Source organism: Mesonia aquimarina (genome assembly GCF_003667275.1).
In the GTDB taxonomy this organism is placed as follows: Bacteria; Bacteroidota; Bacteroidia; order Flavobacteriales; family Flavobacteriaceae; genus Mesonia; species Mesonia aquimarina.
On the sequence record NZ_RCNV01000006.1, the window covers coordinates 30,683 to 53,512 of the forward strand.

At 33.7% G+C, this 22,830-nt stretch carries 18 protein-coding genes; 13 read left to right on the top strand and 5 right to left on the bottom strand.

Annotation, left to right across the window (positions count from 1 at the left end):
- The first annotated feature begins 11 nt into the window (after positions 1–11).
- The 9 genes from D9R05_RS09095 to D9R05_RS09135 all read left to right on the top strand — a co-directional run bounded on the left by D9R05_RS09095 (position 12) and on the right by D9R05_RS09135 (position 10,459).
- Positions 12–2,417, top strand: a complete 2,406-nt coding sequence (locus D9R05_RS09095) for a heavy metal translocating P-type ATPase (RefSeq protein ID WP_121666916.1) — start codon at positions 12–14, stop codon at positions 2,415–2,417.
- A 102-nt stretch (positions 2,418–2,519) separates the two neighbouring features.
- Positions 2,520–2,723, top strand: coding sequence for a cbb3-type cytochrome oxidase assembly protein CcoS (gene ccoS, locus D9R05_RS09100; RefSeq protein ID WP_121666917.1), 204 nt, complete (start codon positions 2,520–2,522; stop codon positions 2,721–2,723).
- A 2-nt stretch (positions 2,724–2,725) separates the two neighbouring features.
- The gene (gene ccoN, locus D9R05_RS09105; RefSeq protein ID WP_121666918.1) at positions 2,726–4,924 is read left to right on the top strand and encodes a cytochrome-c oxidase, cbb3-type subunit I; all 2,199 of its coding nucleotides are present in this window, start codon (positions 2,726–2,728) and stop codon (positions 4,922–4,924) included.
- Positions 4,925–4,932: 8 nt separating this feature from the next.
- Complete coding sequence (locus tag D9R05_RS09110) at positions 4,933–5,118, top strand: CcoQ/FixQ family Cbb3-type cytochrome c oxidase assembly chaperone (protein ID WP_121666919.1); 186 nt, start codon at positions 4,933–4,935, stop codon at positions 5,116–5,118.
- Positions 5,115–6,074, top strand: coding sequence for a cbb3-type cytochrome c oxidase N-terminal domain-containing protein (locus D9R05_RS09115; protein ID WP_121666920.1), 960 nt, complete (start codon positions 5,115–5,117; stop codon positions 6,072–6,074). The genes D9R05_RS09110 and D9R05_RS09115 overlap by 4 nt, the downstream gene beginning before the upstream one ends.
- 203 nt (positions 6,075–6,277) lie before the next feature.
- Positions 6,278–7,699: a cytochrome c oxidase accessory protein CcoG gene (gene ccoG / locus D9R05_RS09120; RefSeq protein WP_121666921.1), complete on the top strand. Its 1,422-nt coding sequence runs from the start codon at positions 6,278–6,280 to the stop codon at positions 7,697–7,699.
- A 125-nt stretch (positions 7,700–7,824) separates the two neighbouring features.
- Positions 7,825–8,268, top strand: coding sequence for a FixH family protein (locus D9R05_RS09125; RefSeq protein ID WP_121666922.1), 444 nt, complete (start codon positions 7,825–7,827; stop codon positions 8,266–8,268).
- A 2-nt stretch (positions 8,269–8,270) separates the two neighbouring features.
- Positions 8,271–8,993: a sulfite exporter TauE/SafE family protein gene (locus D9R05_RS09130; RefSeq protein ID WP_121666923.1), complete on the top strand. Its 723-nt coding sequence runs from the start codon at positions 8,271–8,273 to the stop codon at positions 8,991–8,993.
- 197 nt (positions 8,994–9,190) lie between these two features.
- A complete protein-coding gene (locus D9R05_RS09135) occupies positions 9,191–10,459 on the top strand; it encodes an acetyl-CoA hydrolase/transferase family protein (RefSeq protein ID WP_121666924.1) in 1,269 nt (422 codons plus the stop codon).
- A 193-nt stretch (positions 10,460–10,652) separates the two neighbouring features.
- Here D9R05_RS09135 and D9R05_RS09140 read toward each other — a convergent pair whose 3' ends face one another.
- On the bottom strand, positions 10,653–11,378 hold the full coding sequence (locus tag D9R05_RS09140; protein ID WP_121666925.1) for a Bax inhibitor-1/YccA family protein: 726 nt from the start codon (positions 11,376–11,378) through the stop codon (positions 10,653–10,655).
- A 225-nt stretch (positions 11,379–11,603) separates the two neighbouring features.
- Between D9R05_RS09140 and D9R05_RS09145 the strand changes: the two genes are divergently transcribed.
- Positions 11,604–11,894, top strand: coding sequence for a hypothetical protein (locus tag D9R05_RS09145; protein ID WP_121666926.1), 291 nt, complete (start codon positions 11,604–11,606; stop codon positions 11,892–11,894).
- A 7-nt stretch (positions 11,895–11,901) separates the two neighbouring features.
- Entirely contained in the window at positions 11,902–12,285 is a 384-nt protein-coding gene (locus D9R05_RS09150) for a group III truncated hemoglobin (protein ID WP_121666927.1), read from the top strand.
- A gap of 65 nt (positions 12,286–12,350) precedes the next feature.
- Here the strand turns inward: D9R05_RS09150 and hemN are convergent, their stop codons facing one another.
- The 4 genes from hemN to D9R05_RS09170 form a co-directional block, all read right to left on the bottom strand.
- Positions 12,351–13,712, bottom strand: coding sequence for an oxygen-independent coproporphyrinogen III oxidase (gene hemN, locus D9R05_RS09155; protein WP_121666928.1), 1,362 nt, complete (start codon positions 13,710–13,712; stop codon positions 12,351–12,353).
- A 7-nt stretch (positions 13,713–13,719) separates the two neighbouring features.
- On the bottom strand, positions 13,720–14,541 hold the full coding sequence (locus tag D9R05_RS09160) for a universal stress protein (RefSeq protein ID WP_121666929.1): 822 nt from the start codon (positions 14,539–14,541) through the stop codon (positions 13,720–13,722).
- A gap of 231 nt (positions 14,542–14,772) precedes the next feature.
- Positions 14,773–15,825: a response regulator gene (locus D9R05_RS09165; RefSeq protein ID WP_121666930.1), complete on the bottom strand. Its 1,053-nt coding sequence runs from the start codon at positions 15,823–15,825 to the stop codon at positions 14,773–14,775.
- Between the two features lie 3 nt (positions 15,826–15,828).
- Positions 15,829–17,061: a PAS domain-containing sensor histidine kinase gene (locus D9R05_RS09170; protein WP_121666931.1), complete on the bottom strand. Its 1,233-nt coding sequence runs from the start codon at positions 17,059–17,061 to the stop codon at positions 15,829–15,831.
- A gap of 114 nt (positions 17,062–17,175) precedes the next feature.
- On the opposite strand from D9R05_RS09170, the gene D9R05_RS09175 reads away from it, so the two are divergent.
- Both D9R05_RS09175 and D9R05_RS09180 read left to right on the top strand, forming a co-directional pair.
- Complete coding sequence (locus D9R05_RS09175; protein ID WP_121666932.1) at positions 17,176–19,173, top strand: cytochrome-c peroxidase; 1,998 nt, start codon at positions 17,176–17,178, stop codon at positions 19,171–19,173.
- A gap of 302 nt (positions 19,174–19,475) precedes the next feature.
- Positions 19,476–22,802, top strand: a complete 3,327-nt coding sequence (locus tag D9R05_RS09180; protein WP_121666933.1) for a LamG-like jellyroll fold domain-containing protein — start codon at positions 19,476–19,478, stop codon at positions 22,800–22,802.
- Positions 22,803–22,830: the final 28 nt, after the last annotated feature.

Genomic DNA, 22,830 nt, shown 5'->3' on the forward strand with positions numbered 1-22,830 from the left:
GATAAATAAAGATGCAACAAACTTGTTTTCATTGCGGTAACAATTGCGAAAAAAATTCGGTTTTTTATGATAAAAAAAACTTTTGCTGTAACGGCTGCAAAACTGTTTATGAAATTTTTTCTAGTAATAATTTATCCTGCTATTATGATTTGCAGTCAGCTCCTGGTGCCATTCCAAAAGAGATTGAAGGAAAATACGATTATCTCGATAATCCTGCTATTATTGAAAAATTAGTCGAGTTTGATGACGGAAAACTACAAATTGTAAATCTATATATTCCTCATATTCATTGTAGTTCGTGTATTTGGATTCTTGAAAATTTACACAAACTTCAACCGGCAATAAAAAATTCGCAAGTCGATTTTCCCAAGAAAACGATTAGAATCAATTACAATCTTGAGCAATATAATTTGAAGGAAATCGTAAAATTACTCAATTCTATTGGGTACGAACCTTACATCAGTTTAAACGATTATAGCAAGGGAAAACAACAAATTGATCGAAGTTTAATTTATAAATTGGGCGTTGCGGGGTTTGCCTTCGGAAATGTAATGTTCCTCTCTTTTCCTGAATATTTTGAGGTTTCAGAATTTTGGTTAGAACAATACAAACATCTTTTTCGCTGGTTAATGTTTGGTTTTTCTATTCCGGTGGTTTTTTATGCCGCTCAAGAATATTTTATTTCGGCATATAAAGGTTTACGTTCTAAAATTTTAAATATCGATGTTCCCATTTCTTTAGGGATTCTAGTACTTTTTGTAAGAAGTTTTATAGAAATTTTCATGGATTGGGGAAGCGGTTTTTTTGATAGTCTTACCGGCTTGGTTTTCTTTTTATTACTCGGTAAATTCTTTCAGCAAAAAACCTATTCTTTTTTATCGTTTGAGCGTGATTATAAATCTTATTTCCCTATTGCGGTTACACGCTTAAATTTTCAGAAAAGTAAAGAAGAAAATATACAAGTTTATGATATTCAGCAAGGCGACAGATTGCTTATTAGAAATAGCGAATTACTACCCGTAGATTGTATTTTAATCAACGGAAAAGCAGAAATCGATTATAGTTTTGTTACCGGCGAAAGTGAAATGGTTCATAAAAACTCGGGTGATAAACTTTTTGCAGGCGGTAAGCAACTATCCGGAGCTATAGAAGTTGAAGCTTTAAAATCTGTCGAACAAAGTTACCTCACGCAATTATGGAGTAACGATATTTTCAATAAAAATAAAGAAGAAACCTTTGTAAATTTAACCAATCACATCAGTAAATATTTTACCTATGTAGTGTTGGCAATTGCTTTTACCGCTACTGCTTTTTGGCTTTTTATAGATTCTTCGCTTGCAATAAATGTATTTACAGCCGTTTTAATTATCGCTTGTCCTTGCGCATTAGCTTTGTCTACGCCGTTTGCTCTAGGAAATATGTTGCGGATTTTTGGTCGGCAAAAATTATATTTAAAAAATGCGACAATTATTGAAAAGTTAGCCCAAGTTGACACTATAATTTTTGATAAAACCGGAACCATTACCACTAATAATCAACGGGAAATTGAATATGAAGGAATTCGTTTAAATGAAGCTGAAGAAGCCTTGCTGAAAAACACACTTCGCTCTTCTAATCATCCGTTAAGTAGAGCTTTATATAACTTTTTAGCCGAACAGAATATTCAAACCTTAGATGATTTTGAAGAAGTTACCGGTAATGGGATTTATGCTACCAAAGCAGAAAATTCTATCCGCTTAGGATCTGCCAAATTTGTAGGAAATACTGCGGAAATAAATACACAAGATACCGCTGTTCACATCCAAACCAATCAAACTTACAAAGGAAAATACGTTTTTCATAATCAGTACCGGAATGACGTGGAGCGTCTTTTTAAAGAGCTAAAAAAACAATATCACATTATTATTCTATCGGGCGATAATGAAGGTGAAAAAAAAAGGCTGCAAAAATTGTTACCCAAAAACACACAATTACTTTTTAATCAAAAACCGGAAGATAAACTCAATTATATCAAAGCGCTTCAACAAAAAGGAAATAAAATTGCTATGATTGGGGATGGATTGAACGATGCTGGAGCTTTAGCGCAAAGTGATGTCGGTATTTCTATAGCTGAAAATGTAAATGTATTTTCGCCAGCTTGCGATGCTATTTTAGAGGCTTCCAATTTTTCTAAAATCGGTAGTTTTTTTAAGGCATCTCACCAAACCATCAACATTATAAAGTCAAGTTTTGTGTTGTCGTTTCTTTATAATGTGGTCGGCTTATATTTTGCCGTTACTGGTCAACTTTCACCAATTATCGCCGCTATCTTAATGCCTTTAAGCTCTATCTCCGTGTTAGTGTATGTAACTCTTTTAACTAATTATAGGGCTCGGAAATTATTTTTCAAACCTAAATTAAAAGCTTATAAAGGTTAAGTAATTGACAGGTAGTCAATTATGTTTTTAAGTTTCCAAACCTGACTAATGTCATTTTTTAAGAAAGCCTTCACCTCTAATTTTGAGCCATAATCATAAAGAATGAGTGCAATCTACATTTTATTAGGAATTAGTATTACGGTAGCCATCGTCTTTTTTATCGTGTTTATTTTATCGGTAAGAAAAGGTCAATACGACGATGTGTATACGCCTTCGGTACGCATGCTTTTTGATGATGAACTAGTGGAGAAATCACCAAAAGAAAAATCTAAATCACGAGTATTAACTAAACAGAAACAATCATAAAAATGGAAATGGATCAGTTTTATTACGACAATAAGATCGTAAAAAGATTCTTGTACGCTACAATTTTTTGGGGAATTGTAGGAATGTCCGTCGGACTTCTCTTAGCATTTATGTTTTTATTCCCAAACCTAACCGATGGTATATCGTGGCTAAGTTTTGGTCGCTTACGGCCATTGCATACCAATGCTGTAATTTTTGCCTTTGTAGGAAACGCCATTTTTGCCGGCGTTTATTATTCGTTACAACGCTTGTTAAAAGCAAGGATGTACAGTGATTTTTTAAGTAATGTAAACTTTTGGGGATGGCAATTAATTATTGTTGCAGCAGCCATCACCTTGCCCTTAGGATTTACTTCCTCTAAAGAATATGCAGAATTAGAATGGCCTATCGATATTGCTATAGCGGTAATTTGGGTTGTTTTCGGTTGGAACATGATCGCAACTATTTTCAAAAGAAGACAGCGTCATTTGTATGTAGCTATTTGGTTTTATCTAGCCACGTTTGTTACCGTAGCAGTATTGCATATTTTTAACAGTATTGAATTACCGGTAAGTGCTTTGAAAAGTTATTCGGTTTATGCGGGAGTGCAAGATGCTTTGGTACAATGGTGGTACGGACATAATGCGGTAGCATTTTTCTTAACCACACCGTTTTTGGGATTAATGTATTACTTTGTTCCTAAAGCAGCTAATCGTCCTGTTTATTCTTACCGATTATCCATTGTTCACTTCTGGTCATTAATTTTTATTTACATCTGGGCGGGACCTCATCATTTGCTGTATTCCTCTTTACCTGATTGGGCGCAGAATTTAGGAGTTGCTTTTTCAATTATGCTTATTGCTCCATCTTGGGGAGGGATGATTAATGGTTTATTGACTTTACGTGGAGCTTGGGATAAAGTAAGAACAGATCCGGTTTTAAAATTTATGGTGGTGGCAATCACGGGTTACGGAATGGCAACTTTCGAAGGACCCATGCTTTCACTTAAAAATATAAATGCCATTGCGCATTTTAGTGATTGGGTAATCGCGCATGTACACGTGGGGGCTTTAGCTTGGAATGGTTTCTTAACCTTCGGAATGGTCTATTGGCTTGTTCCTCGTTTGGTAAAAAGAGATTTGTGGTCGGTTAAACTAGCAAACGTACATTTTTGGATTGGTACTTTAGGAATCATTATGTATGCGCTCCCAATGTATGTAGCCGGTTTTGTACAAGCTTCGATGTGGAAACAATTTAACCCGGACGGAACACTTGTTTACGGTAACTTTTTAGAAACCTTACAAGAAATTATCCCAATGTATTGGATGCGTGCCATCGGCGGAAGCTTATATATAGTTGGTGCATTTGTAATGCTATTCAATATTGTAAAAACCATTAAAGCAGGAAGTAACGTAACCGATGAATTAGCTGAAGCAGCTCCACTTAAGAAAGTTACCAAAAGACGTGTTAGCGGTGAAGGCTATCATACGTGGTTAGAGCGCAGACCAGTTAAACTAACTATTTTTGCAACCATCGCAATTTTAATTGGTGGAGCGGTACAAATTATACCAACTTTAATGGTAGATTCTAATATACCCACCATTTCTAGCGTAAAACCATATACGCCTTTAGAATTAGAAGGTAGAGATATCTACATACGAGAAAGTTGTGTCTCTTGCCATTCGCAAATGATTCGCCCTTTTAGAAGTGAAGTGGAACGTTATGGAGAATATTCTAAAGCAGGAGAATATGTATACGATCATCCATTCTTATGGGGAAGTAAACGTACCGGACCTGATTTATTTAGAGTTGGTGGAAAATATTCAGACAATTGGCATTTCAATCATTTCTACGATCCACAGACTACTTCTTCCGGTTCCATAATGCCAAGTTACAAATGGCTGATTAAAAATGAACATGATCGTTCACAGACTGAAGACAAAATGCGAGTAATGGTTCAGTTAGGTGTTCCTTATACCGAAGAAGAAATCGCTCGTGCACAACAATGGATGGACGAACAAGCAACCGAAATTCAAAAAAGCCTTTACAGCGATCCTGATTTTGCTGAAAGCTATGAAGCCGATAAAAAGTTTGCCCAAGAAAACGGAATGGATTTTATAGAAATGAAAGACCGAGAAGTTATCGCACTCATTGCTTACATACAGCGCTTAGGTACCGATATTAAAATAAAAGAAAATACTAACGAAATAAGTTCAAAATAACTGAAGCCATGCTCAAATTTATAAAAGGAAATTTAGAAACCATCGATGGCGTAGAAGTCTACCCAATGATTTCTTTACTTATATTTTTCTTCTTCTTTGCAGGTTTAATTTGGTGGGTTTTTACAGCAAAGAAAGATTATATCAAAGAAGTAAGTAAACTTCCCCTAGAAACCGATAAAGATTCTGTATTATGAAAAGTCTACCCTCTTACATTCGCGTATTTTTATTCTTAATCATCGGGTATTTATTAATTGAATATACCGTTGAAGTCCAAGATGGTTCTGTTTTTAGTACCTATCCACTTGCTTGGGTGGTATTAGGAATCGCAGGTTTATTTGCTGTCGCTATAGAACTTTGTGTAGAAGCATTACGGACTATTTTATTCAGATCGCTAGACGAAGAAGCAAAACAGCGATATATAAATGCTGAAATAGCACGGAATGAAAAACGAACTGCTTGGTTGAAAAAACTTTACAACAAATTAGTTGACAGAAAACCAATTGAGAAAGAAGAAGAAATTATTCTTGATCATAATTACGACGGTATAAAAGAATTAGACAACAACCTTCCGCCTTGGTGGTTATACGGTTTTTATGCTAGCATTATTTTCGGAGTAGTTTACATGGCAAGATATCATATTTTTCAAGATAAGAATCAAATCGAAGAATATGAAGCTGAAGTAATTGAAGCAAAACTCGCTATTGAAGAATACAAAAAAACCGCCAAAAATTTAGTGGATGTAAATACCGTAGAATTATTGACTGATGAAGCAGATCTTGCTGCCGGAGAGAAGGTTTTTCAAATCAACTGTGTAGCTTGTCATAAAGCAGATGGCGGTGGAGGAATTGGTCCGAACTTAACTGATAAATACTGGATTTTAGGAGGCGGAATAAAAAATGTGTTTAGAACTATTTCTGAAGGAGGTCGCTCCGGTAAAGGAATGGTGGCTTGGGAGCAAACCTTAAAACCGGTAGAACGTGCTCAGGTAGCAAGTTACGTATTGTCATTGCAAGGAACCACGCCCACAGAACCCAAAGATCCTGAGGGAGAAATTTGGGTAGAAGAAGGCGATGCTCCTAAAGCCGATGAGGTTGAACGTGCAGAAAATAATACTTCCGTAGATACTTTAAATGTAACCGATAATATCTAAAAAGCAACTACCTCGGAGGTCAAGCTCACGAGGTGTTCTACGGAAAACCCTTTATAATTTAGAGGCAAGCCTTGGTATATTAAACCCTTTGGCAGTGCCAATAAATCGTCTGAAACTAGAATTAGCAGTTTTTCATTAGAACCAGAATAAATAAGTTTTGTTTAAGCTTAAAAGGTTTCAGGCGATTTTATAAAAATTTAAACATGGAAACGCCAAACAACGAAAAATTTAGAGATTCTATAGGAACCATCAATCAAGAAGGAAAACGCTCTTGGATTTTTCCAAAAAAGCCGGTTGGTAAATTTTATAAATATAGAACCTGGGTAAGTTATGGATTGTTATTGTTTCTTTTTTCAGCTCCTTTTATCAAAATTAATGGCAATCAATTTTTATTATTCAATGTTTTAGAGCGTCGGTTTAATATTTTTGGCTTCCCTTTTTGGCCTCAAGATTTTCATTTGTTTGTGATTTCGATGATCATTGGGGTTGTTTTTGTCATTTTATTCACTGTCGCGTTTGGTCGTATTTTTTGTGGGTGGATTTGTCCGCAAACCATTTTTATGGAAATGGTTTTTAGAAGAATTGAATATTTAATTGAAGGAGATCGTGGTAAACAAATTCGTTTAGCAAAACAAGCTTGGAATGCCGAAAAAATAAGAAAGCGTGTCATAAAATGGATACTCTTTTTTATCATCAGTTTTTTAATTGCCAACATTTTTCTAGCTTATTTAATAGGTAGCGATCAACTGATTAGATATATTACCGAAGGTCCATTTTCGCATATCAGTACGTTAATTTCTTTACTCATTTTTACGGCTGTTTTTTATTTCATTTTTGCTTGGTTTAGAGAGCAAGTTTGTATTATCGCTTGTCCCTACGGAAGACTACAAGGTGTTTTGCTCGATAAAAAATCGATTGTTGTTGCGTATGATTACAAGCGTGGGGAAAAGAAAAAAGGTAGAGCTAAATTCAAGAAGAAGGAAGATCGCGCTGCTAGCGGAAAAGGCGATTGTATCGATTGTTTTCAATGTGTGCAAGTTTGCCCTACCGGAATCGATATCAGAAACGGTACGCAACTAGAATGTGTAAATTGTACCGCTTGTATAGATGCTTGCGATGCCATGATGGAAAATGTAAATCTACCCAAAGGACTCATTCGTTATGCAAGTGAAGAAAATATAGCTGAGAAGAAAAAATTTAAATTCAATTCCCGCTTAAAAGGTTACACGGCAGTATTAATCATTCTTATCGGTGTGCTTACCGGCATGTTGTTTTTACGTAATGATGTAGAGGCATCTATTCTTCGTTTACCCGGACAACTGTATGAGAAAAAGGAAAATAACATTATTAGAAATGTATACACTTTTAAATTAGTGAATAAAACCACAGAATCTATAGAAGATGTACACTTCGAACTTATTTCGCATATAGGAAAAATTGAAGCGGTTCGTCACGAAAATTTTGAAGTCCCTAAACAAGGATTATCGGAAGGTACTTTGTTTATCGATATAAATCAAGCTGCTTTAAAAACTGATAAAGAACGTTTAAAAATTGGTGTTTACAGCGGAGAAAAATTAATTGAAACCACTAAAGCCGCCTTTTTAGGACCGCGCAGCTTTAGGTAGAATGCGTCATTCCGTGCTTGACACGGAATCTCATTCTAAATTTTAAAAAAAGAAATTTGAGGATGAGACCCTGAATCAAGTTCAGGGTGACGATAGATATAGAATAATTATTTAAATGTAAGAAAATGAAAAAATTAAATTGGGGTTACAGTATCGTTATAGCAATTGTATGTTTTATCAGTTTTATCATGTTTTTTGTGATTAAAATGAGTACCGACAAAAAATACGAACACGATTTGGTAACAGAAGAATATTATAAACAAGAATTGGCCTATCAATCAGAAATTGATGCACGACAAAATTCTGCTGAATTAATCGAAAATATTCAGGTTAAAAATACAGCTGAAGGAATTACAATTCTTTTTCCCAATAAAAAGAAAAATATAAGCGGTACAATTTTGCTCTATCGTCCTTCCAATAAAAAATTGGATCTAGAATTTCCTATTGACTCTGCACAGAAAGAAATGCTTATTCCTACTGAAAAATTAGTCGAAGGAAAATATGAGCTGTCCATTCATTGGGATTCTGACGGAACTTCCTACCTATTTAAGAAAAATCTAAAAATTTAAGCGTGCTTTATTCAGCTTTCATATTAGGTTTATTGGGAAGTTTTCACTGCGTAGGAATGTGCGGTCCTATTGCGTTTATGCTTCCTTTAGATCGAAAAAGTAAGTTGAAAAAAACTTTCCAGTTAAGCTTATACCATCTAGGTAGATTATTTACGTATAGCTTTATTGGACTCTTGTTTGGGTTGGTTGGGAAGAGCTTATATCTTTTCGGCATTCAACAAAAAATTTCTATTATTATTGGTTTAATAATGATTTTAGTGATTATTATTCCGCATAAAACTTTCAGTAAATATAATTTTTCAAAGCCTGTTTTTAAGATCATCACAAAAGTAAAATCAGCATTAGGAAAAGAGCTTCAGAAAAAAACACCCGATACTTTTTTTACCATCGGTTTTTTAAATGGTTTTTTACCTTGTGGTTTACTTTATATGGCTATTTTCGGCTCTTTTGCGTTTGAAAGTGTGGCGATGAGTTTGCTCTATATGTTTCTTTTTGGATTAGGAACTATTCCGTTAATGACTGTGGTGGTATTTGCCGGAAACACCATAAACGGATCCTGGCGACAAAAAATTCAAAAAGCGATTCCTATTTTTGTCGTACTAATTGGAATGTTATTTATTCTTCGCGGTTTAGGTTTGGGTATCCCGTATGTTTCTCCAAAAACTATCCATACCACCGAAAAGATTTCTTCTCAAATAAATTGTCACGCGCCATACAAGGGATAGCAGTCACAACCATTTTTACTTGACCATTTCTTTCGACTGCGTTCAAGGCGACAATATAAAAGAGTACAAATAGCCAGTTCCTTTGGTTTATCCAGAAAATTTTCCACAAAAATTTCTTTTTACTAAAATATGCGAAATATCATATTTTAAAATGTTGTAGGACGCTAGTTTTGCTGCTGAAAATAAACACAAATACTATGTTACCATTTATTTCAGCTGAAGAAGCAGTAAAAAACGTAAACTCAGGAAATCGCATATTTTTTCAAGGAGCGGCAATGACACCAAAAGTAATCATCAATGCTTTATGCAAACGTTATGAAGAGCTTGAAAGTATTGAAATTGTACAGATGCATACCGAAGGCAATGCCCTTTATGCGCAAGCTCCCTACAATAAAAGTTTTCATGTAAATAGTTGCTTTGTTGGCGGAAATGTAAGACAAAATGTAAACTCTGCACACGGCGATTATATTCCGATTTTTTTAAGTGAAATGCACTTGCTTTTTAAGCGTGGTATTTTAGCCTTAGATGTGGCTTTTATTCAAGTCTCACCTCCCGACAAACACGGTTATTGTTCGTTGGGAACTTCTATAGATGTGACGTTAACCGCTATTCATTACGCTAAAAAAGTAATTGCGCAAGTAAACCCGCAAGTACCCAGAACGCACGGTGACGGAATAATTCATATCAATAAAATTGACGCTGCTGTTGAAGTAAAGGAACCTATTCATGAAGTATTTCCGGTTGAACCTTCTGAGGTTGAAAAACAAATCGGTTATCACGTGGCACAATTAGTTGAAGATGGCGCTACATTACAGATGGGCATTGGCGGAATTCCAAATGTAGTTTTAAACAATTTATACAATCACAAAAATTTGGGAATTCATACCGAAATGTTTTCTGATGGTGTATTACCATTAATTGAAAAAGGAATAATTACCGGTGAAAATAAAGTCGTGAAAAACGGAAAAATCGTTACTTGTTTTGCAATCGGTTCCCCTAAGCTCTATGAGTTTTTAGATGATAATCCATTAGTACACTTTAAGGAGGCAGCTTATACTAACGACACTTCTATCATTCGAAAAAACCCAAAAGTTACCGCCATAAATAGTGCTATTGAAATTGATTTAACCGGTCAGGTTTGTGCCGATACTATCGGGAAAATGCAATATTCCGGCGTAGGTGGTCAAATGGATTTTATACGCGGAGCTTCCCTCTCCGAGGGCGGAAAAGCAATCATCGCTATGCCTTCTGTTACAGCCAAAGGAATTACCAAAATTGTTCCGTATTTAAAGGAAGGCGCGGGTGTAACAACAACTCGAGCACACGTACACTACATCGTGACCGAAAATGGTGTTGTAAATCTTTATGGTAAAAGTTTAAAGCAGCGTGCTAAAGCCTTAATTTCTATAGCCCACAGAGATCATCGAGAGTCTTTAGAAAAAGCGATGTACGAGCGTTTTAAATAAAACAAAAATGTTAGTTTGAGCATAGTCGAGCGCTCTTGAAATTTAAAATTATAAAAAAAAATCCCTAGTAAAAGCTAGGGATTTTTTAATTTCCTTCATTCTGAAATTGTTTTAGAATTTCATCTCAATGAGTTGTATGATTTTAATGTAAACGTGAATCAAGTTTTGATTCTAAGAAATTTATAGAATATATCTATTTTCTATTTCCTAGAATCCGAAGTAAAAATAAAAAGAGGTTAATAAAATCTAGGTATAATGTTAAGGCTCCAATTATAGAAAGTTTTTGTCCTGTTTCAGAATTTTCGTTGCCTTCAATAGCAATCCTTTTTAATTTTTGAGTATCCCAAGCGGTTAATCCTACAAAAATTAGAACTCCGGCATAGGTTACGATCCAGTATAACATTTCATTTTGAAAGAATAAATTCACGATCGAAGCGATCACTAAACCAATTAATGCCATAAAACATAGATTTCCGATTTTGGTTAAATCCTTTTTGGTGTAATAGCCATATGCACTCATCGCTCCAAAAGTTCCTGCGGTGACAAAAAAAGTAGAAGCAATGGAACCTGCTGTATAAGCCAAAAAGATGAATGATAAGGTTAATCCGTTAAATGAAGCATAAGCAATAAATAAAGCAATTGCGGTACTTGCCGACATATTTTTAATGGCTGAGCTTAAGTAAGCTACCAAGGCAAACTCCCCAATAATGAGACCGAAGAAAATAATTTTATTTCCTAAAACGGCATTAAGAAGCGAAGGTGTTGAAGCGGTTATAATCGCTACCAATCCGGTAATCAAAAGTGCTAATGTCATCCAACTATACACTTTTGTAAAAAAGCCGGCCTGCGCTTTTTTAATTTCATCTTGAGTTAGCGAGTGAGCTTCATAATTAGAAGCTTCAGATAAGTTAGAATTCATATTTTACGGTTTTGGGTAAAAATATGAGTTTTATTTAAAATGGAATAAATTTTTTTTACAATTTCAATCAGTTTTGAGTCTAATTCTACTAGAGTGATTTTTTCAGAAGCAATTGTAAAATACTTTCGCTATGGGTTGCACTATTTTTCTGTAAGTATGACCAATGTCATTTTTTAAACCTCTCTTTACCAATACTTTTATACTATAATTTAAAAACATAAGAAGATGTCAGTTTATCAAAAGTATTACGGAGAGTTTAAAGAAATGTATTTCGGGAATGCCGCAATAGGCATCATTGCTTCTAGTTGTCTAGGAGCCGTTGCAGCCATGTTTATTTTAATGACCGGTCACGGATTTTGGCAAATGGCTCAGTTATTTGCTGTAGTAATGATTTGTATGGGTTTCAATACAGCAGTTCTTTCTAATCTACCTGCAAAACAAGTTTTTAATTCGTTAATAGCAAGCATATCTGTAAATTTATTGTTTATTTTGTTTCACGGTTTATCGCTGTTATAATAATTTTATGAAAGAGATAGAAAATAGAGAAGATGTACAATTATTAGTACATCGGTTTTATGATAAAGTGAGAGCCAATCCTGAGATTGGCTCTTTTTTTAATGAAACCATAAGCAATTGGGACCACCATTTAGAAAAGTTAACCGACTTTTGGGAAAGCAACTTGTTTTTTGCCGGAAAATATAGAGGTCGCCCGGGAAGAACACATATTATGGTAGATTATAACTTTAACCACCAAATAGAAGCAAAACATTTTGGAGTTTGGCTCAATCTCTGGGTGAATACCCTAGATGAATATTTTGAAGGTGAATTAGCGGAAAGAGCAAAATTTAATGCTAGAAAAATGGCTACTAATTTTCAGATGAAAATCTTTATGGCTCGACCAAAGTAAAAAAAACACGTCAAAAAAAATGACGTGTTTCCTTACTCAAAACTAATTAACTTAACCTAAAAAAACTAAACTGTCATAGAAAAAAGACGCGTTTCAGGTTTGTTTTCTTGTAACCGCAAATCAAATGCCATACATATATTTCGAACAAAAGGTCTCCCCTTTTCTGTGATTTCCAGTGTATTTTCTTTTCTTTTTAGAAGTCCGTCGTTCTCCATTTCAGTTAAACGTTCTAAAATTCCCGGTAGCCCCATTAATTCCTTGTTATCAATCCATTGTGTTTTTAAATGACACATTAAATTTAAAATATGCTGCCGAATAGTTAAGTCTTCTTTAGTTAATATATGACCCTTAAAAACCGGTAAAATATTTTCATTTACCAAATGCTGATATTCTTCTACACCTTTTACATTTTGGGAGAAACCATACCAACTATCACTAATTGAAGAAACACCGAGCCCAACCATAAGTTGTGTTTTAGAAGCGTTATACCCCATAAAATTTCGGTGTAGTTTATTTTCTTTTACCGATTTTGCTAATTCATCTGTTGGTAATGCAAAATGATCCATCCCGATTTCTAGGTAACCAATTTCTTCTAACAACTTTTTACCTAATTCATATTGTTTTCGTTTTTCTTCCGCTGAAGGCAAATCATTTTCGTTATAACCGCGTTGTCCGTTTCCTTTTATCCACGGAACATGTGCGTAACTATAAAAGGCAATTCGGTCTGGTAACAACTCTTTTGTTTTCAAAATAGTTTTTTCAACCGCTTCTATGGTTTGAAAAGGCAATCCGAAAATAATATCATGTCCAACAGATGTAAAGCCAATTGCTCGAGTTTCTTCAGTAGCAGTTTTTACTTTTTCAAAAGGCTGAATTCTATGAATGGCTTTTTGCACTTCTTTATCATAATCTTGAACACCATAACTTACTCTCGTAAAGCCAACTTCATACAGTGCTTCTAAATGCGCTTTTGTGGTGTTGTTAGGATGCCCTTCAAAACTAAACTGATGATTTTTAACTACTTCAACTTTTCTTAAAAGTTCTTTCATTAAAAATTTCAGGTTTTCCGGTGAAAAGAAAGTTGGCGTTCCACCACCAAGATGAATTTCTTTTACGCGAGGTTTTTCTGGAAAAATAGCTAAATATAATTGCCATTCTTTTAAAAGCGCTTTAAGATATGGTAATTCAACATCGTGACGTTGGGTAATGCGTTTGTTACACCCGCAAAACGTACACATACTTTCGCAAAAAGGCAAATGAATGTAGAGACTAATTCCCTCAGGAGTATTACTTTCTTTGAAAGATTTAATGACCGATTGTTTCCAGTTTTTTAATGAGAAAGTTGAATTATCCCAATACGGAACGGTTGGATAACTTGTATATCGAGGTCCTGGAATATTATATTTTTGAATAAGCGATTGGCACATAATTATTTTATTCGTGTAAAACTAAAAATGGTATTTCTTTATGGTAACTGATTTTTTTTGCAATAGGATGAAATAAAATATGTTGAAAAAAATTGAGGTTTTTCGCCATCATAGCAATCATTCGGACTTCGTGTTGAACTACAAAAGATTGTACTGCTTCTTCTAAAGTTGAATCTACTTTATAATGAAAACTATGCGGAATATCTTGCAATTGCCCTTGTAAAAAAAGTTTATTGTTTTGCTGAATTTCACTTAATTCTTCACTTTTTTTTGAAACATATAAAACGCTTAAAGCTGAATTGTTGAAATGAGAAACTCTTTTTAAGGTGCTAAGAATTTTAGTTTTATAGCGTGTATTAAAATCAGTTGGAAAAGCAATTTCTGAAACTGATCTAAAACGGGCATTTTCAGGAATTACAAGAATGGGACATTTTACTTTTGTAATTACATCGGTGGTATGGCTACCAACCGTTGCTTCTTTAAAATTGCTGTTTCCTTGCGTTCCCATCACAATAAAATTGATGTGTTTTTCAGCAACGTGCAAACGAATTGATTCTATAAAATTGCCATCTTCTATTGAAGTATAAAAATGATGTTTGGTATTGGTTTTCTGTTGCTGTAATTTTTGTAATAAAAGTTGAAAAGATTGAATTACAGTATTCGATTTTTTCTTTTCGATTACACTTCCATCAGAAATAACCTCTTCCGGTTCTTGATCATTTATATGAATGATATAAAAATTGGCGTGGATATTTTTAAAAAAATCAACCGCGTAAGCTATAGCATTCCAGGAGTTTTGTGAGAAATCGGTAGGCAATAAAATATTCATCTTCTTCAATATTATAAAGCAAAAGTAGAAGATGAGTTAGTACTGAAAAATGATAAAAATCAGCTTTCTATTTTTTTTATGAAGTTATATAAAAATTGAAAAAAACGTCATTCTGAATTTATTTCAGAATCTCATCATTTTAATTAACATATAGATAGGAGAATCTGAAATCGAAGATTCAACGGAGATAATCAAGTTCAGGTTGACGAAGGTTTTCTTTCAGACACTGGTTTACTCCATTAGTTCTAAACCTTCAATATCTAGAATTTTAATATTTCTACCTTCAATTTCTAACAAACCTTCTTTTTTAAAACTCGATAAAGTTCTGATAAGACTTTCTGTGGCGATACCGGCAACGCTTGCTAAATCAGTACGTGAAATTTTAATATTTTCTGAAGGTTTTTTATCTAATACTTTTACAAACTGAAGAATGGTTTGCGCGGTTTTTCGTTTAACAGAACTGTACGCCATTTGCAAAAGTTGTTGTTTTATTTCTGATAAATTATCGGTGAGCACATTCATTAATTCCAAGGAAACTTTTTTATTTTCTTCTAGAATTCCTTTTAAAGTTTGTTTAGAAATACCGGCAAGTTCTGTGGTTTCTACCGCGGTTGCCGATTCTTGATACGGAATGTTTTCATCAAAAGAAGTGAAGCCTAAAAAATCGTCTGCTTTAAAAAGTGTAGTGATTAATTCTTTTCCATTTTCATCCATTTGGTGAGTTTTCACTACGCCTTTTAAAATTAAATAGATGTAATTAGAGTGATCTCCTTCTTTATAAATAGTTTCTCCTTTTTTGTACGTGCTTATTTCGCCTTCATCATCAAAAAGGTTTTTAAGTTCATTTAGATTTCTAACATCATCATTTTTCTCTATTTTTTTAGGAAAAGAATCCTGAATATTTTCGCTTAAAATTTTAGCTTTTGCCAGCCGACTTTCTACGGCACTAATTAATTCTTCTTCGTCAAAAGGCTTGGTCAAGTAATCGTCTGCGCCCATATTCATTCCTTTTCTAATTTCTTTATGCTCGGTTTTGGCAGAAAGAAATACAAATGGAATATGTTGTGTTTTTTTATTCTTTGCTAAGGCTTCTAAAACTCCGTAGCCGTCAACTTCGGGCATCATAATATCGCAGACAATAATGTTTGGATTTTCTTTTAAGGCTTTGTTTATTCCTATTCTTCCGTTCGGTGCAGTGAGTACATCGTAATTTGAAAGTTCTAAAATTTCTGCAGTATTTTCTCGTAAAACCGCGTCATCTTCAATAAGAAGAATAGTATTCATAAATTAAGCATTTTGGGTTAGTGGAAGCTTCACAGTGAATGTGCTTCCTTCATTTTCTTTACTGATAAAATTAATATTTCCACCAAGGTTTTCCAAGTGACTTTTTATGATATTTAGACCGATTCCCGTTCCTTGATTTAAGAGAGCGTTTTCTGCTCTAAAATAACGTTTAAAAATATATTTTTGTTCCTTTTCCGGAATCCCGATTCCTTCATCTTTAATTTGAATTTTTAGCCAATCTTTTTCTGAAAATGCTTGAATATCGATAAGGGAATTTTCGGGGGAATATTTTATAGCGTTATTAATTAGGTTGGTAAAAATTAGTTCTAGAATTTTTTCATCAAAATGTAAATTAATATCGTCTATATTTTCAGGATACTTTATTTTTTGCCCGTCTTTTAAAAGCATATTAGCGTCGTAAATCACTTCGTTAATAACTTTGCTTAACGGAAAATTACTGAATTTATAACTGACTTTTCCGGTTTCCAAACGCTCTACAGAAAGAAAATCATCTAAAATATTATTGAGGTATTTTACTTTACTTTTTATGGTTTTTAAATGCTTTTCTCTTTTCTCTTGTTGCTCTCTTTGGGTGTATTTACCAATAAGCGTTGTGGATGTTAAAATTCCGCTCAGCGGTGTTTTAAATTCGTGCGAAACTAAGGAGAGAAATTTGGTTTTAAGCTCGTTGAGTTCGCGTTCTTTTCTAAGTGATTCTTTTATTTTATTCTCGGCTTCTTTTCGTTTTACAATTTCATCTTCTAGTTCCAGAACCGTTTTTCGTAATTGTTTAGTTCTTTTTTCAATTTTATGTTCTAATTGATTATTGAGTTCAAGAATTTGTTGTTCATGTTTTTTTCGAATGGTAATATCTATAACCATTGCCATCACGTAATGATGGCCTTCTTGCTCAAAAGGATTTAGACCTGCTTCTACCGGAAATTGTGAGCCATCTTTGTGTAAACCATATAAATCACGTCCGTGTCCCATTTGTCGCTGCTCAGAGCTTTGCATAAATTGCTCCACGTGGTGTTGATGTTGATGATGATATTTCTGAGGAATTAGGGTGTCTAAATGTTGACCTTTTAACTCGCCTTCATCATAACCAAACATTTTATTTGCAGAAGAATTGCTGGCTACCACAATTTGTTGCTTGTTTACCACGATAATTCCTTCTGAAACAGATTCAAATAATAATCCAAAAGAATGATTGTTAATTTCCTCAAATTTTTCCATAGTTCAAAAATAAGAGATATTATTTTATAAGAATTTTTTTATTTCATCATTTCTTAAACTTCAGCTTATATTCACTTAAGGTTTGCAAACTAATTTTGCCGCTTAATTTTATATATGGCGGCCAAATTTGTAAGTAGATTTTCTTTTGTAATTATTTTATTCGGTGTTATAATCATTTTTCTTGCTTTTCGGGAAACTAAAGAAGAAGCGGATTCTTATAAAGTAATTTCAGTTGAAGAAAATGAGTCCTTTAAGGCCTTAATTGAAAAAAAAGTTGATACATTTTCTACAGAAATTGATGAACTCGTTTTAATTTCAGAAAAATATAAGGACGCTTCCGCTTCGCTGCAGGCTCTAAAAAATCAACTTCATAAAACCAGAATAGCCTATAAAAAAATAGAAGCTATTCTTACATTTTATTATCCCGAACACGTAAAGGCTTACTTAAACGGTGCTCCTTTAAAGCATCTGGATCCTTTTCCGATAGATGAAAAATATAAAGAAAAAGGCTATTATGTGATGAACGCCACCGATTATAAAAAAAGTCTTCCGCTAGATTTATTAGATACAGAGCATTATAAAGGCAAGCCAAAAGTTATACATCCTAAGGGACTTCAGATGTTAGATGAACTTGTTTTTTCTGATGAAGTGACTTCCAATGAAGAAGAAATTTTGGAGTTAGCTCAAAATTTGCAAGAATATTTTCAACCGATAAAAAAGGCAATTTCAGATAGAACTTATTTTTATGATTTCGAAATTTTTGAAGCTTTACGCTTAGAATTAATAAGAATTTCGACTATGGGAATTACCGGTTTTGACACGCCGGGTTCATTATCCGGAGTTAAAGAAAGCAAATTTGCGCTTAACGGAATTCAATTTTATCTACATCCTTTTTTAGAAAAATTATCCTCAAAAAAATCAGAAAGTATTCGTGAGAAATTAGAAAAAAGCATTCAGTTTTTAGAGCATAATTATGAATTTTCTACATTCGACAGATTAACGTTTATTAAAAACTATATCGATCCACTATATCAAGAATTTCGGTCAATTCAAACCGAATTAAATTTGCGTTCTACCGCTGAAGTTTATGGTAAAAAACCCTCGTGGAATTCTTCTAGTATTTCCATCTTTTCTGAAAATCTTTTGAATCCCTATTATTATAGTTTGTTAAAAAAAAACGAAAATTCGGAAGATTTACAAAACCTTGGTGAAAAACTATTTTTCGATAAAATTTTAAGTAGTTCTGGTAAAATAAGTTGCGCTAGTTGCCATCAACCGGAATTAGCTTTTTCCGACGCAAAAGCAAAATCTTTAGCCAGCGTAAAAGGAAAAACCGTGCTAAGAAACTCTCCCAGTTTGATTAATGCAGTTTTTGCCGACCGTTATTTTTATGATTTACGAGCACGAGATTTAGAAGAACAAGCAGAACATGTAATTGAAAGTCACTTGGAATTCGATACCAGTTTTTCTGAAATAATCGAAAAATTAAATAATAAAAAAGAATATGAAAACGCTTTTAAAAATGCTTTTCAACAAGAAAAAATCACCCGATATTCCTTTGCAAAAGCTTTATCTTCTTATGTTTTATCCTTACGCTCTTTTAATAGCGATTTCGATAAATATATGCGGGATGAAATTACCGAAATAGATACTGAAGTAAAAAAAGGTTTCAATCTTTTTATGGGAAAAGCCAATTGCGCAACTTGTCATTTTCCGCCCACATTTAGCGGATTAGTCCCGCCACTTTATCAAGAAAATGAAAGCGAAGTTTTAGGTGTTCTAGAAAAGCCAAACACTTATAAAATTGACGATGATTTAGGAAGATTCAATAACGGAATTTATCCAGAAGCGCAAGAAATTTATAAGCGATCTTTTAAAACACCAAGTGTTAGAAATGTAGCGTTAACGGCTCCATATTTTCATAATGGTGCATATGAAAATTTAGAACAGGTCATCGATTTTTATGATAAAGGCGGCGCTGCAGGAATTGGTCTTTCTTACGAGCTTCCGCAGCAAACATTATCGCCTTCAGCTTTAAATTTAACCGAAGCAGAAAAAGAAGCGCTAATCGCGTTTATGAATTCACTTACCGATAATATGAGAAAAAAATAACCTTTTCTATTTTTTGATTGTTAGTGAATTGTTAATTGCATAATTCTCATCAAAATATTTAATTCGCTTTATTTTTGTTTATTTTTTGAAATTTATCGTCAATATTTTCAGGGAAAATAAGCTTTAAATAGTTTTTTGTTATTCTAAAAAATCGCTTCAAAATAAGAGCTAACATTAATTTAAGCATAGGGTAAACTATGTAACCTTTTCGTAATTAAAGCTTAAATAGCTAAATTCTATTCTACCGTATATCGCAATTATTTTTGCAAAAAATATTTCAAAAACCACTAATAATTGCACGTATGAAAACAAAGTTATTTTTCTTAGGTATAATGATTTCGCTTTGCGGAAGTCTGTCATTGTACTCACAAACCACCATTCCCGGAGATTCTATAGTCTACGGGCCGATGTTTAGCCCCGTTTACAATAATTCTGTACGCGTTTGGGTACTTACAAAAAGCAATACAAATACCAACAACTCGCTAGAACTTTCTTTTACAAACGACAACTCTTCGTCAACAGAAATTAGCGGTACGGTGTACAACAGCGATACACGTTTAGGGTATAATCTAAGATCGTATGAATTTACCGGTTTAACCCAAGGCGATACCTATACTGCAAAATTACTTGCTGATAATGTGGCTGTAACTGATCGCGTAACTTCTATAAAAAACGCACAAAACACACTAGATGATTTTGAATTTTTATCGGGTGGCTGCGGAAGAATTTACGATTTGAGCAGATGTATAGATCAACCGGAATCTACGTTTCATTTTAACGGAAGCCCAACCATGTTTAATAAAATGGCAGAAGAGGGAAGCGATATGATGATTTGGTTAGGAGATGCTACTTATTTATTAGGTCTTCAACACGCAATGGGGCAATGTCCAAACGGAGAAGACGATTGGGCAAATAAAGATAATGCATTTGATCGTTATAGATTTCAGAGAGATTTTCATGATAGTCTTACAGTAGCTATGCCTCAATTAGCAATTACGGATAATCACGATTTAGGTCCGAATGAATTTGATAAAAATATGCCTACCATTGATGAGATGCGTGATATTTTTATGGATTGGTGGCCAAATCCTGAATATAAAAGTACGCCAGAAGGTCAAGGTTTATATTCTTCTTATGAATATAAGGATGTAGAGTTTTTCTTATTAGATAACCGTAGTTATAGAGACGGAACACAGCAACATTTAGGTCCAGATCAATTAGCGTGGTTAAAAACTGAGTTGTCAAATTCTACGGCAAGCTTTAAAGTTCTAATTAACGGAACCCCTTCTTTTGAAAATAATTGTGGCGGAAGAAATTTCTGTAATACAGCGCAAGGTGACGAATTGATAGACTACATTAAGCAGAATAATATTAATGGCGTGATTTCTTTTAGTGCAGATATTCACGAACAAAAATTTATGGTAAGAGACGGTGATGTGAATTACCCGTTAATCGATGTGCTTTCCGGAAATTTAAATTCAGATGTCGGTAATGGAAATTATAATATTAATTACGGAACAAGCCATATTCTTACCGGTGTAAAACAAACCTATCTTCGTGTAAATGTTTATGGAGATGCAGACGACCGCAGAATGAAAGTTGAATATGTTGGCTTAGACGGAAACCCTTATTTTGAAGAAATTATCCATCAAGATATGTTAACCAGTCAAAATTCTGATGCTCATAACTTGGCTTTACCGATAGATAATTCTGTTGAGGACACGTCTTCTTATAACCATACGGTAAACGCCAGTAATTATACATTAGATGAAGATCGAAACGGAGAGGCAAATTCAGCTATTCGTTTTTCTAGCAATACAAATTTAGAAATTCCTTCAGCTCAGCGTTTAAAATTACATGATAAATCTTTTTCGTTAACCTATTGGGTAAAACCGGAAAGTCTTAATCAAAATATTACTTTTTTCTCTAATGAAGAAAATAATAAAGGATTATCATTAGGAGTTTCTGACTTAGGTTATTTTTATTACTTAAACCATAGTACGCAAGAATTTAAAGTAAGTGAATTTCAATTTTCACCAAATAAATGGTCTTTTATCGTTTGGAAATATGATAATGTAAAACGTGTTTTATCTCTTTATTATAACGGGTTTTTAATTGAAAGTTGGAATGATATAGCTTCTTCAGAAGAATCTTTAGGTGCTATAAAAATTGGTGAGAACCTTGACGGACTTTTGGATGAAGTAAATTTATATGCGCGATTAATTTCTGATGAAGAAATTTTACAAGAAGCTGAGATTGTTTCTTCAAGAGGAGAAGTTTTAAAAATACCGGGAAGTCAAAATATGGCTATCGAAGGAACGATGTTAAACCCAATTTTAAATGAAGATTTTAGTATTCAGTTTTGGGCAAAATTAAATGCAGATCCGGGAAATAATTATAAAATTTTAGCAAGTAATGGTCGAATTAATAACAACACTACCGGTTTATCTTTTGAGTTTCCGGATAGTAATCAATTAAACATTGTGGCCGGAACAAATGGTTCCGGATGGAACGCCATATCTAATCAAGGGGATTCATGGAATATAGGGGAATGGAATCACGTTACGGTAACCGCAACTAAAAATGGATTCATAAAATATTATTTAAACGGAGAATTTGTGGCAGAAAATTCGTTCGAGCAATATGTGCCTAATTCTTGGGGATTAGGAATTGGAGATAGTCCTGCTTATGGAAGTGATGTAAATGGCGAAATAGATGAATTACGAATTTGGAAACGAGCATTAACTCCTACAGAAATAGTAGAAAGCATGCATTACCCACTTTCAGGAACAGAAGCAGACTTGTCACTTTATTATGATTTTGAAATTTCAACCGTAGATACGTCCATGTTATTTAGTAAAGGAACCGAAACCTACGATATTACATTAGATGGCGGAAGCTTAATTGCAGCAACTTCACCGGTTTGTGAGCTGGAAGATAATTTTAAAGATAAAGCGGTTGGGCAATGGAGTAGAAATAATACAATTGAAAGTCATGGACTTGAATCAATCGATGTTATTTCAAGTTATATAAACAACCTGGTTATCGGAAAAAATAACGATCCAAATGTAGAAGCTGTTCCTGGCAATTATACCGATTTTAATTATTTAAAAGGCGGTTGGCAAATAAGTCCACTTAACTTACCTTACGCATCATTCAAGATAAATTTAGAAGATGCATTAAGTAATCATGCGGCGATACTTGCTAATTATCAAGATTTTTACCTAATTAAAAAAGATAGTTTAAGTGGCGAATTTGAAATTGCTGCGCAAGCTGTCTTAAATGGTAATGAAATTACTTTTGATGATATGGATATTGAAGAAGCATTTTATTACTTGGCTTGGGGAGATGCTTCTCTTTCTACAAACATAAAAAGCTTGAATTCTGTAAAACTTTTCCCTAATCCAACAGCAGGAAGGGTTACAATTCAAGGACTTGATGCATCAAAAAATATTTCTTTAGAAGTATATGATTTATTAGGTAGAAAATATAATGTGCAAACTATTATGGCAAATAATAAGCAGGTAATGCTAGATTTATCCGGTGCGTTAGCTAATAACAGCTTGTTAATTCTAAAAGTAAAACAAAACGACCGAGTGAAAATATTTAAAGTAATTCGTTCAAACTAAGACAAAACTCTATGCATAAAAAAAGCAG